Annotated in this window: 10 protein-coding genes and 1 riboswitch; of the genes, 2 read left to right on the top strand and 8 right to left on the bottom strand. The window is 51.8% G+C overall.

From position 1 onward, the window contains the following. Positions 1-643 precede the first annotated feature (643 nt). The 3 genes from thiT to NFX39_RS04465 form a co-directional block, all read right to left on the bottom strand. Positions 644-1216: an energy-coupled thiamine transporter ThiT gene (gene thiT, locus NFX39_RS04475; RefSeq protein ID WP_252443417.1), complete on the bottom strand. Its 573-nt coding sequence runs from the start codon at positions 1214-1216 to the stop codon at positions 644-646. A gap of 79 nt (positions 1217-1295) precedes the next feature. Beyond that, a riboswitch (TPP riboswitch) is annotated at positions 1296-1392 on the bottom strand. A gap of 138 nt (positions 1393-1530) precedes the next feature. Further along, a complete protein-coding gene (locus NFX39_RS04470) occupies positions 1531-1986 on the bottom strand; it encodes an alpha/beta hydrolase (protein ID WP_252443415.1) in 456 nt (151 codons plus the stop codon). After that, on the bottom strand, positions 1983-2387 hold the full coding sequence (locus tag NFX39_RS04465; protein WP_252443413.1) for an alpha/beta hydrolase: 405 nt from the start codon (positions 2385-2387) through the stop codon (positions 1983-1985). The genes NFX39_RS04470 and NFX39_RS04465 overlap by 4 nt, the downstream gene beginning before the upstream one ends. A 249-nt stretch (positions 2388-2636) precedes the next feature. Between NFX39_RS04465 and NFX39_RS04460 the strand changes: the two genes are divergently transcribed. Together NFX39_RS04460 and NFX39_RS04455 are read left to right on the top strand one after the other, a co-directional pair. Beyond that, positions 2637-4010, top strand: a complete 1374-nt coding sequence (locus NFX39_RS04460; protein ID WP_252443410.1) for an MFS transporter — start codon at positions 2637-2639, stop codon at positions 4008-4010. 122 nt (positions 4011-4132) lie between these two features. Then, entirely contained in the window at positions 4133-5818 is a 1686-nt protein-coding gene (locus NFX39_RS04455; protein ID WP_252443408.1) for a glycoside hydrolase family 13 protein, read from the top strand. 105 nt (positions 5819-5923) lie between these two features. Here the strand turns inward: NFX39_RS04455 and pyrE are convergent, their stop codons facing one another. From pyrE to NFX39_RS04430, 5 genes are all read right to left on the bottom strand, one after another. Beyond that, positions 5924-6553 carry an orotate phosphoribosyltransferase gene (pyrE, locus tag NFX39_RS04450; protein WP_252443405.1) on the bottom strand — a complete coding sequence of 210 codons (630 nt, stop codon included), beginning with the start codon at positions 6551-6553 and terminating at the stop codon, positions 5924-5926. Positions 6554-6661: 108 nt separating this feature from the next. Beyond that, positions 6662-7375 carry an orotidine-5'-phosphate decarboxylase gene (gene pyrF / locus NFX39_RS04445; protein WP_252443403.1) on the bottom strand — a complete coding sequence of 238 codons (714 nt, stop codon included), beginning with the start codon at positions 7373-7375 and terminating at the stop codon, positions 6662-6664. A gap of 98 nt (positions 7376-7473) precedes the next feature. Next, a complete protein-coding gene (locus NFX39_RS04440; RefSeq protein ID WP_252443401.1) occupies positions 7474-8400 on the bottom strand; it encodes a dihydroorotate oxidase in 927 nt (308 codons plus the stop codon). Between the two features lies 1 nt (position 8401). Further along, the gene (carB, locus tag NFX39_RS04435; protein WP_252443398.1) at positions 8402-11560 is read right to left on the bottom strand and encodes a carbamoyl-phosphate synthase large subunit; all 3159 of its coding nucleotides are present in this window, start codon (positions 11558-11560) and stop codon (positions 8402-8404) included. Beyond that, on the bottom strand, positions 11544-12650 hold the full coding sequence (locus tag NFX39_RS04430; RefSeq protein ID WP_252443396.1) for a carbamoyl phosphate synthase small subunit: 1107 nt from the start codon (positions 12648-12650) through the stop codon (positions 11544-11546). Before NFX39_RS04430 ends, carB begins: the two co-directional genes overlap by 17 nt. Positions 12651-12658 lie beyond the last annotated feature (8 nt).

The raw sequence follows: 12658 nt of genomic DNA, 5'->3' as shown, positions 1-12658 counted from the left end.
AGCTGCCCATCCTGTAGGTCGGATAGGCAAGCCAAAAATTCAGCACCCTATCCGTAGATAACGACGCTGACGACGACGGCTAAATTCAAAGTCAAATTCTTGTTCATGGTCTTTCTCTTTTCTTAAGTTACGTTTATTAAAACATGATGAGAAATGCTTGTCAATGAAAAAGTCCAAGACGACCTGTTTTGTTGACAGGGGGTTGGGGTGGTATATAATGGAGGTATAGAAAAACAGGTTAGCGCGAACTAACCTGCTTAAGCAAACCCGTTAAACGGTGGCTGTCCAATCAGTTACTAAAAAATAACCGTCAGACTGTCAAATCTGAGACGGTTATTTTTTCTGAGCGTGATCTGAACTAATCGAATATCCACCAAGAGGCGAATGAATTCAATCAGCAGATACAGCGCTTCAGCTAACGACAAAACTCGGCATCTCCTTTCTTTAGATTTCAGTTCGTGGTTTTTGTAGAACCATGTTGAACCTCCTTTCTAAATGCAAAGGATAGCCACCGCCTAAGTTGTCTGCTCAACGAAATTATACCACATAAAAACCGCCATAAGCGCCTTTATTAAGGCATTTATGACGGTTTTTCTTATGACTACAAAAGGACAATTTTTGCCCTTTATTTTGTCTTTATTTTTTAGTTCTTCGCCTTCAAAAGGGCTGGGTAAATCTTTGCCATGATCGCCACGACGATGAATGACGCGATGAACGATGGCAACATGTAAGAACCATTGTAGACGATGGAGTAACCCCAGATTGTTTGGCCCTTTGGCACCCACTGTACAAAGAAGATGACCGCTGACAAGACGTGGGCGATAAAGCGCAGGAATGAACCGATGAACAAACCAACGAAGAGGCCCGCGTAAAGCTTCCCCTGCTTCTTTTCTTCCATGGCAAAACGAACGGCCTTTTGTGACAAGGCGGCCAATCCAACGACCGTGAAGGCCAATGGGTAGTCCATGAAGGCTTGAACCGGCGTCAAGATGTAGGCCCCGAGAATCAACTTAATCATTCCAAAGAGGAATCCGGTGGTTAATCCACCCTTCAAGCCGTAACGGTAAGCCATGATCATCGTTGGCACCATTTGGAAGGAAATCGAACCTCCCTGGCCCCAAAGCTTCAACGACCAGAAGCTCAAGACAACGGACAAGGCGACGAAAAGCGCCATTTCAGTGATGAAGTGCAAATTGCTTTGCTTTGTACTTTGCATGTTTCTCTCCTATAAAGCGAAAGTGATGGACTCGTACAAAAAAACAACGTTCGGAACAACAAAAGTGGACCAAACGTTGTTTGTCTTTTTCTGTTTTCCCTACGCGTGCGTTAACACAACAGGTTCGGAGGGTCGGCTATGCCTCTCAGCTCAAATGAGCACCCCTAAACGGAACGTTATTAATTTGTATCTTTACTATAGCAAAATCAAGTCGGCTTGACAAGAATGAGACGCATACGTGTAATCAAGCCAATCCATGAGACGGATTCACAAAAAAGTAAAAAGCGCCCCATCAGGACGCTTTTTAATCAAGCTTATTTCTTCAAAAAGTTCAACATCGCTTGGTTGACTTCGTTGTTCTCATGCAGCTTTGAATGCTGACCATTTTCACCGCTAATCAGCTTTTCTTCATAGGTCGATGGGCTCGAAACAAAGTAGCGGAGCGACTTCGATGAGTTGTTGTACACGGTCGTGTCGTTTTCGGCACCACCCTGCGAGTTCCCGTAAATGTTTAGCACCTGCACGGCGTGGTTACTATAGTAGTCCTTCAGCGCGAGCAGTCGCTGGAAGTATGGTGTTGGAATCATGGGCTGACCGTTTGCCAGCAAGGCGGAGTTGGAATTCTTTTCCGAGACCATCAAGCCGTTGTAAGTACCGGCCAGATCAATCTGCTTTTTCACTTCTGGCAAGGCGGCCGTGTCGGCGTTCTTGCTTGCCATCAGATAGGAAGCGATGGCCATGTTTCCCATCGAGTGACCGACGAGGTTCACCTGGTAACCCCCTGCTTCTTCAAGTTCGCCATGATGGTTTGAACCCAGATGGCCGTCTTGTCAAAGTCCTGGTTCTTGTTGTCGTCGAACTGCACCAGAATCAACGGGTTTTTATCGTTCTTTTGAAGGGTCCTACCCATCGTGACGCTGCCGTCTTTTGCAACGGTAACGTCCATCCGACGGTTCGAGTAACCCTTGTCAACCAAGTACTTCGTCATTGACTTCTCCGCGTTCCGCGAAGAGCCATAGCCGTGGAAGAAAACCGTGGCCGTCTTTGGGCTCTGCTTTTCTGGTTCTGGATTGGAACGGTTGTGGGCGGAAAAGCTTTCGACACCCGCATAACCAATCAAGCAGACCAACGCGATCATCAGGATGGTTCGAACTTTACTATGTTTTTTCATCAATAAACGCCTCCAAATACTAGTATCGATTATAACGCTTTTGGGTCGTTCTGTCCTATCTGGCAATTAGGGTCGTTTATATGCAATGTAGGACACGCGCGTTGACCGGCCTTTATGCAAGCGCGTACGCTAAGCATTGGAAAGACCCGTGCCATGCTTGAGGGACGGGGCCGGTCCGCGCGCGACTTTTCCAGAAATGAGGAAATCATAATGACAACGAAACATCGTAATAATCGACCGCATGGCGGAATGGTAGGCAGGAAGCACGCCCTGCCCAGCTTGAGCACGCTTCAAATCTTTTTCATGACCTTCGGCTTCTTCGGTACCCAGCTCGCCTTCTCGATGCAAACCGGTACCATGGGCCGTATTTTTCAAACCATCGGCGCTAACCCGAACAAACTCGGCTTCTTCTTTATTCTACCGCCGCTAGCCGGACTCATTGCTCAGCCGGTCATCGGCTACCTCTCGGATCGCACCTGGTGTCCGCGTCTCGGACGGCGGCTGCCCTACCTAGTCGGTGGTGCTCTGGTCGCCATCATTGTCATGATGCTCCTGCCAAACGCGGGCTCCTTTGGCTTTGGCTTCGCTTCGACGACCGCCCTTGCCTTCGCGGCCACAACGGTCCTGTTCATGGACCTGGCCTGCAACGTCACCCAGCAACCCTTTAAGATGCTGATACCAGACATGGCAAACGAAAAGCAGTCGCAGACGCTGTGGTCGATGCAAAATATCTGGGGCTCGCTTGGGGCACTGACTGCCTTCGTCTTCCCCTTCCTGCTCACGCGCATGGGCATCGCGAATACGGCACCGGCAGGGACGATTCCACCTTCCGTTCGCCTCTCCTTCTACCTGGCAGCTATCATCCTGGCGCTTTCGGTCATCTTTACGGTGCTGTCGGTTGATGAGTATACGGACGAGGAAATGGCGGTCTACCACGGTCAAGACGAGCGAAGCCTTCTCGAAAATCACTCTGACCATCATAAGCGGGCCCATTTTCCATCATCCAAAAGAGCTAGCTTCTTTGACGTCCTAAAACACGCGCCGAAGGTCTTTTGGCTCCTCGGATTGGCGGATTTCTTTGTCTGGATTGCCATTCCGTATATGTGGACTTATTCAACCGGTGCTTTAGCAGAAAGAATCTGGCAGACAACCGACGCAACGAGCGCCGCCTTCCAGGAAGCGGGCAATTGGTTTGGGATTGTTCAGGCCGTCTACTCGATTACGTCCGTTTTGGCCGGTTTCTTCTTCGTGAAGCTCGGTAAGAAGACGCGTCGACCGGTTTACACCACGGCGCTTCTTCTCGGTGCGGTTGGTTTCCTGCTGATTGCCACCGGAAGCAGCAAGTGGGTCTCCGTATTCGCCTTTGCGCTCTTTGGTATTGCCTGGATTGCCATCATTACCGTGCCGTTTACGATTCTGACGAACGCCTTGGACGGGCAGAACAACGGGCTCTTACTGGGCTGCTACAACTGCTTCATCTGCATCCCCCAAATCTTCGCCTCGCTCGTCTCCTTCTACCTCTTCCCATTGCTCGGCAGCTCCATGGCCAACATGTTCTATGTGAACGCGCTATGCTTTGTGCTGGGTGCGGCCATGATTTGGTTGGTGCCGGATGAAAACTAAGGCTAAAAAGGCGCGAAACACCGTTTTAACCTGTTTACGAACGAACAAGATTCCTTTATAATGGCAGACAACTGCCGTATAGATAACTCAAGAAACAATGCATAAACCATTGGAGGTTTTTTATGACAGAACAAGCAATTAAGTGGTGGCAAAAGGCCGTCGTTTACCAGGTATACCCCCGCTCATTCCAAGATTCCAACAACGATGGAATCGGTGATTTGAAGGGAATCGAATCCCGCTTGGATTACGTGAAGAAGCTGGGTGCCGACGTGATCTGGTTGAACCCGGTTTACGATTCACCAAACGAAGATAACGGATACGATATCTCCGACTACGAAGCCATTAACCCTGAATTCGGTTCAATGGAAGACTTCGAATCACTCTTGGAAGAAGCCCACGCCCGTGGCATCAAGATCGTGATGGACTTGGTGGTCAACCACTCTTCTTCAAAGCACCAGTGGTTCATTGAATCAAAGTCTTCAAAGGACAACGACAAGCGTGACTTTTACATCTGGCGCGATCCAGTGGATGGTCACGAACCAAACAACTGGGGTTCATTTTTTGCTGGTCCGGCTTGGAAGTTTGACGAGACGACTGGTCAATACTACATGCACCTCTTTGCCGAAGGTCAGCCGGACTTGAACTGGGCAAACCCTGAAGTGCGCCAGACGGTCTTTGACATGATGAACCGTTGGGTGGACAAGGGAATCGATGGTTTCCGAATGGACGTGATTTCCCTCTTGTCAAAGCCAGACGGCTTGCCTGACGGTCCAATCCCTGAAGACGCCCACTACGCCTCATCAAACGACATGGTCGCAAACGGGCCTAAGATTCACGACTACATTCAAGAAATGCGTGAAAAGGTCTTGAACAACGCCGACATCATGACGGTTGGAGAAGCGTCAAACGTGGACATCGAAAACGCCAAGCGTTACGCGGCCAAGGACGGTTCTGAATTGAACATGGTTTTCCAGTTCGAACACATGGAATTGGATGACAACCCCAACCCTGCCTTGGGAAAGTGGGACAACGCCCCTCTTTACTTGCCTAAGTTGAAGAAAAACTTGACGAAGTGGCAAAACGAATTGGCCGGTGTGGCTTGGAACTCCCTCTACTGGGAAAACCACGATCAGCCACGTTCGGTTTCCCGCTTTGGTTCTGATAAGCCGGAATTCCACAACGTTTCAGCTAAGATGTTGGCGACGCTCTTGCACTTCATGCAGGGAACGCCTTACATCTACCAGGGACAAGAAATCGGGATGACGAACGCCTACAACCTCGGTTGGGACGACTTCAACGATATCGATATCAAGAACGCCCGTCGTTACCTCGTGGAACGTGATGGCTTGATTGATGCCGATACGTTGCTCGACTACGTGCACTACAAGGGACGTGATAACGCGCGTACGCCAATGCAGTGGACGGACGGTGAAAACGCTGGATTTACGACGGGAACGCCATGGTTGAAGATGAACAACAACTTCGACACGATTAACGTGGACGCGGCGTTGAACGACGAAAACTCCATCTTCTACCACTACCAGAAGTTGATTGCCTTCCGCCATGATTTGGACATTGTGACGACGGGTCGCTACGAATTGTTGGATCCGGAAGACGAACAGGTTTACGCATACAAGCGTGTGGGCGAAAACGAGGAATTGCTCGTGATTAACTCCTTTGCGGAAGAAAGCATCGTGCGTGAATTCGACGTGCCGGAAAACGCAGAAATCTTGATTTCAAACTACAAGGACGACGCGGGTCACACGCTGCGCCCTTACGAATCAAAGGTTTACCGTTACGCTAAGTAATCGATAAAAACAAAAAGAACCCCCTTCTCGGGGGTTCTTTTTTTAATGTGTATCTTTTGAATGAAACGGCTCGCTAACAGTCAGCCTCCATGAGCATCCAACCGATTAGCGGTCAAAGCCCCATGGGTCCGACTGGAAGGCCTTGTAGGCCTTCAAATGTTCGGCTGACAACCAATCGCCCTCATGTGCTGCCTCCAGCAAATCTTGGTAGGTCAACATGGTGTCGTAGGCAAAGCCGGCGTCGTCCATGTTCTTCTTCAAGTCGGTGAAGCCGTATGAGAAGATGGCGGCGATACCGGCAACCTTGTAGCCGTCCTCTTGAACTGCCTGGGCAGCTTTAATCACGGAACCACCGGTTGAAAGCAAGTCGTCAATCAAGACAACTTGGTCGTCTTCGTTCAAGACACCTTCAATCTGCTTACCCTTCCCGTGGTCCTTTGGCTTTGAGCGAACGTAAAGCATTGGCAGGTTCATTTCTTCGGCGACCAAAGCAGCCTGAGGAATACCGGCTGTGGCAACACCAGCGATAACCGTGACGTTTGGGTAGTTGGCCTTAATCTGCTCCGCCAAAGCCACCGTGATGGCCTTGCGCAATTCAGGATACGAAATGGTCTGGCGTAAATCCGTGTAAATTGGTGAGTAGATGCCGGAAGCAAATTCGTAGTGGCCGCTTTCCTTGAAGGAAACAATCTTCTTTTGGAGGAGTTGCTTGGCAATTTCTTTTACGTTGGTCATGTTTGGTTGTCCTTTCAGATTTGTGGTGTGAGAATGGTTGCTTCCGTTAATGAAAGCGGTTGGCGGCGTTCATGAAAATCGGGCACGGGCGGGTCTGACTTTGCCAGCTTAACCTTCCCAGTCCGACAGGTAGCGGTCGTATGCTTCCTTCACGTAGGCGTTCTTCGTGATTGGACGACCAACCACAATGGCTGAGGCACCGTTTTCACGGGCAAAGGTTGGGCTTGCCACTCGCTTTTGATCCTGCACGCCGTCTTCTGGCAAGCGAATGCCGGGTACGAGGTAGAAGAAGCCGTCGTCCAGGGCGTTGTTCAGCGTTTCAAGCTCCTGGCTCGAGCAGACAACACCGTCGGCTCCAGCTCCGCGTGCAGTCCGAGCAAGTGACAAGACCATCTCCTTCATCGGCAGGTCGACGTTTTGCTCGTTCTTCAAGACGTCATCCGAGATGGACGTGAGTTCGGTAACCGCAAGCAGCGTTGGTGCTTCAACGCCCGCTTCCTTGGCCCCTTCATCCAGCCCTTCTCGAGCCGCCGCAATCATCTCGGAACCACCGAGTCCGTGAACCGTCATGTAGTTCACGCCAAGCTTAGCCAAACGCTTAGAGGCCTGCTTGACCGTGTTTGGAATATCAAAGAGCTTCAGGTCCAAGAAGATATCGCAGCCGAGGGCCTTGATTTTCTCAATAATGCTTGGGCCTTCTTCATAGAAAAGCTCCATTCCGACTTTGACCGTCAGTTTGGACGGTTCGTCGAAGCGGCTCAAAAAAGCTAAGGCTTCTTCTCCAGACGGGAAGTCCAGTGCAATCATCAGTGGTTTTGCCATGTTGTCTCTCCTTTACAGCGCGCCAATTTTTCAGGCACCTTGAATCTAAACCCGTGCGCCTTTCATCATTCAAAGCGCCGCCCTATAATCCGAATCCCTTACAGTTCCTTCACCTTACCGCGGAAGTCTTCCAGTGATTCGTAGCCCTTTTCGGCCATGATATCTTCGAGTTCCTTTTGCAAGCGGGCGTATACGCCCAAACCTTCCTTGATGACCTGCGTTCCGACTGAAACCATGTCGGCCCCACAGAGAATGTGGGCGAAGACGTCGGCACCAGTCGTCACCCCACCGGTTCCGATGATGGCGATGTCGTCGTTCAAGCGGAGGCGCAAGGCGCGAACGTTAGCCAAGGCTGTTGGCAAGACCATTGCCCCACCAAGCCCACCGAAGCCACCCTTGGCCTTCGTGACAACCTGTTCCTTGTCAACGTCGACGACCAAGCCGTTTCCAACCGAGTTGATCGTGTTGACGTGCGTGAGTGGGAACTTGTTCAAGACTTTGGCGATACCATCGAAGTGGGCCAAGTCAAAGTATGGTGGCAACTTCACCCCGAATGGCTTCGTGAAGAAGGAGCAGACCGTTTCCAAAATCTTTTCGGTTGCTTCGAAGTCGTAGGCCGTCTGCGGGTGTCCGATGACGTTTGGACAAGACAAGTTCAGTTCCGTCAACCCTTCGTAGTCGGAGTCCTGCACCTTGCGCATCAATTCGATGGCGTCGGCCGCAGACATTCCGGCAACAGATAAGATGGTTGGCTTGCTGTGCTCGTGTTGGACGTAGTCCAGGTAGAATGGGTAGCCCTGGTTTGGCAATCCCATGGAGTTAATCGAACCGTGGGCCAAGTCGTAGTAACGTGGTTGCTCGTTTCCCTCACGTGGTTGCAAGGTCGCGGACTTCGTCACGATTCCACCCAGTTCCTTGGTTGCTTCCAAGGAATCCAACTCTTCTTGAGTCTGGCAGATAATCCCAGATGCGTTCAAAAAAGGCGTTTCAAATTGATTGCCAGCAACAGTCGTCTTCAAGTTCATCTTACATCTCTCCTAATTCGTAAACTTTCTTCTCGGTGTCCAGTTGTTCAAAGGCCTTTTCGTAGGCGAAGAATGTGTCGATGGCGGATACGAAGGCCGTGCCTTGTGCAACGGCCATGCCGCGCCAAGCCATTTCTTCGTCGGCGCCGAAGTCGACGAGTAAGTCGACCTTTCCGTCGATCATTTGGGCTTCAACTTCTTCATTTTGGATACGTGCACTTACGTTAACGCCCTCTGATTCAAGCGCTTCTGCCGTTCCCTCCGATGCTTCCAAAGTCCAACCCGACCCGGCCATCTTTTTCAGCGTTTCTGCCATTTCAGTAGCAGCATCCGCCAGGTTGTTCAACACCAGCACCTGATTTTTAGGTGAAGACACTCCCGCCGCCACGAAGGCTTTTTGGAGGGCCGTTTCGAAGTCTGGTGCAGACCCCATCACTTCACCGGTCGACTTCATTTCTGGGGCAAGCTTCGTGTTGGCGTCGTTCAATTTCTCAAAGGAGAACACCGGCGCCTTCACGTGAATCATGTTGCCTGCTTCCTTGAGGCCCGGCTTCACGCCGAGGTCTGCCAGTGTCTTGCCCATTGAAACCCAGGTGGCAATCTGTGCCATGGCCATCTTCGTGACCTTGGACAAGAACGGTACCGTCCGGGATGCTCGTGGGTTCACTTCGATGACGTAGGCCTTCCCTTCGTGAATGATGAACTGCACGTTCATCAAACCGATGACCCCGAGTTCCTTGGCGAGCTTTGTTGCCGCGTCGACCATTTGGTCAATCACGTCGTCTGCCAGGGTAACTGCTGGGTAAACCGCCATGGAATCCCCCGAGTGAACACCGGAGCGTTCGATGTGAGCCATGATTCCAGGAATGCTTACTTCCTGACCGTCTGAGAGCAAATCTAATTCGGCTTCCTGTCCAGCGAGGTAGGAGTCAATCAAGACCGGGTGGTCGTTTGAAACCCAGGCGGCTGCGTTCAGGTAGTCCTGGAGTTCGCCTTCGTTTTTGATGACGGCCATCCCCTGGCCCCCAATCACGTAGGATGGGCGGATCAAGATGGGGTAACCGACTTCCTTGGCCTTTTCCTTCGCCTCTTCCTGTGAGTTGGCGAAGTCGGCCTTTGGTTGGTGCAAGCCCAGCTTCTTGATGATCTGGTTGAAGCTGTCACGGTCTTCGGCCAGGTCGATGGCCTTCAAGTCCGTTCCCATGATCTTCGTGCCGTTTTCGTTGATGGCGAAGGCCAGGTTGATGGCTGTCTGACCACCGAACTGGAGCAAGACGCCTTCGGGCTGTTCCAAATCGATGACGTTCAACACGTGTTCGCGCGTCAACGGTTCGAAGTAGAGCTTGTCTGAGATGGCGAAGTCGGTGGAAACCGTTTCGGGGTTTGAGTTAATGATGATGGCTTCGTAGCCGGCCTTTTGGATGGCTTTTACGGCGTGAACCGTGGCGTAGTCGAATTCGACTCCCTGCCCGATCCGAATTGGTCCGGAACCAACCACCAGGATGGAAGGCTTGGCCGACTTAACGGATTCGTTTTCTTCTTCGTAGGTTGAGTAGTAGTAAGGCGTCTTTGATTCGAATTCTCCGGCGGCCGTGTCGACCATCTTGTAGACTGGCGTGATACTTTCGTCCTTGCGCAGCTTGCGAACAGCCTCTTCTGGCTGTCCGCTCAACTTAGCGATGTATTCGTCCGGGAAGCCCAGTTCCTTGGCGCGTCGCAAATCGTCGGCGCTAAAGTCCTGCTTGAGCTTGCGTTCGTAGCGGACCACGGATTCGACTTTATCAAGGAAGAAGAAATCCATCTGCGTGATGGCGTGAATTTCTTCAACACTCACACCGCGGCGGATGAGTTCCGCGATCTTGAAGAGGCGGTCGTCCGTTGCCGGCATCAAACTCTTCTTCAGTTCGTCGATTGACCAGTCGGCGTAGGCGTCACCCGAGAAGTCGTTGTGGTCGCTTTCCAAAGAGGAAACGGCCTTTTGCATGGCTTCTTCGAAGTTTCGACCGATGGCCATGACTTCCCCGGTCGCCTTCATCTGCGTACCGAGCGTTGGCGCCACGTCCTTGAACTTGTCGAATGGGAAGCGTGGAATCTTTACGACAACGTAGTCGAGGGCCGGTTCGAAGGCCGCCCAGGTCGTCATCGTGATGGGATTCTTGATTTCATCAAGGTTCAAGCCGACCGCAATCTTGGCGGCCATTTTGGCGATTGGATAACCCGTGGCCTTGGAAGCCAAGGCCGAAGAACGGGAAACTCGTGGGTTCACCTCGATGATGCGGTAGTTGAAGGACTGTGGGTCGAGGGCCATTTGAATGTTGACCCCTCCCTCAATCTTCAAAGCGCGGATGATTTTCAAGGCGGAGTCGCGCATCATTTGGAACTCGCGGTCGGCGAGCGTTTGCGTTGGTGACACAACGACCGAGTCACCCGTGTGGACACCGACGGGGTCGATGTTTTCCATGGAAGCGACAATCAAAGCGTTGTTTTCACGGTCACGCATGACTTCGAACTCGATTTCCTTGAAGCCGGCGATGGACTCTTCAATCAGAACCTGGGTTACTGGCGAGAGGTCCAACCCGTGGGCGGCGATGTGTTCGAGTTCTTCGTCGTTGTGGACGAATCCCCCACCGGAACCACCGAGTGTGTAGGCTGGGCGAACAACGAGCGGGTAGCCGATGCGGGCAGCGATTTCGCGCGCTTCGTCCATTGAAGTAGCGATGGCTGAGGCGGGAACTGGTTCGTTCAAATCCGCCATCAATTCCTTGAAGGACTCGCGGTCTTCGGCCTGTTCGATGGCCTTCAACTTCGTCCCGAGCAATTCGATGCCGAGTTCGTCAAGCAAACCAGAGTCGGCCAGTTCCTTGGCCATGTTCAAACCGGTCTGACCACCAAGCGTCGGCAGGATGGCGTCGGGCTTTTCCTTTAAGATGATTTCCTTAATGTAGCCGGTTGTTTCAGGTTCGACGTAGACGCGGTCGGCGATTTCTTCGTCCGTCATGATTGTGGCGGGGTTCGAGTTGACCAAGACCACTTCGTAGCCCTCTTCCTTTAAGGCGAGGCAGGCTTGGGAACCGGAGTAGTCGAATTCGGCGGCCTGACCGATGATGATTGGTCCGGATCCGATGACGAGAATCTTGTTTAAATCAGTTCGCTTTGGCATAGAATGGCTCCTTTTTGGCAGCTTTTACGGCGGCTAAGAACTTATCAAAGATGTATTCCGAGTCGTGGGGACCGGGACAGGCATCTGGGTGGAACTGAACGGAGAAGGCGGTGCGGTCGTTCAAGCGCACCCCTTCGACCGTGTTTTGGTTGATTTCTTCGTGGGTGACTTCGAGCTTCGTGTTTGCAACAGAGTCGCGGTCAACCGCGTATCCGTGGTTTTGGGAGGTGAAGTGCTTTTCTTGCATATCGATGTCCCAAACGGCGTGGTTGAAACCGCGGTAACCGAACTTCATCTTGTAGGTTGAAGCACCGTTGGCCAAAGCAAAGAGCTGGTGGCCGAGGCAGATGCCAAGGAGTGGGTACTCGTCCTGGAGGGCCCGAATCATGGGGTAGGAATCAGCGTACATTTCGGGGTTTCCAGGTCCGTTGGATAGTAAAACGCCGTCCGGCTTCGAGGCCCGTATCGCTTCGATATCGCTTCGCCAGTCGAAGTGGATGACCCGCACGCCACGTTTTTCTAACGCCTGGGCAATCGAGTTCTTCAACCCGAAGTCGATGAGCGCGATCTTCAAGGCGTCCTCGTTTTCGACTTTTCCAGCACCGGCTACGTACTCTTCCTTCTGGCTGCGCTCTAAGAGCAGTTGGTCGTAGTCTTCAGCAAACAATTCCTGAATCTTTGTCTCGTCCAGGCTGTTAACCAAGACACCCTTCATGGAACCTTGTGTCCGGAGTTCTTTGGCGAGCTTGCGCGTGTCCACCCCTTCGATTCCAACGACACCGTTTTGCTTGGCGTATTCGGGCACCGACATCACGGAGCGGAAGTTGGATGGACGCTTGCAGATTTCCTTGGCGATAATGGCGTCGACCGCTGGGCGGCTTCCTTCGTTGTCGTCCAAGTTAATCCCGTAGTTTCCAATCAAAGGATAAGTGAAGACCATGCTTTGACCGAAGTAAGACGGGTCGGTCATGGTTTCTTGGTAACCGGTCATCCCGGTTGAGAAGACCACTTCCGTGAGCAGTTCTTCTTCTGATCCGAACGCTTCACCGCTGTAGATGGAGCCGTTTTCTAACACTAAGTACCGTTTCATCTGCTTCC

The organism is Fructobacillus apis (assembly GCF_023893635.1).
Classification (GTDB): domain Bacteria; phylum Bacillota; class Bacilli; order Lactobacillales; family Lactobacillaceae; genus Fructobacillus; species Fructobacillus apis.
This window is presented reverse-complemented; position numbering and strand designations above follow the sequence as displayed.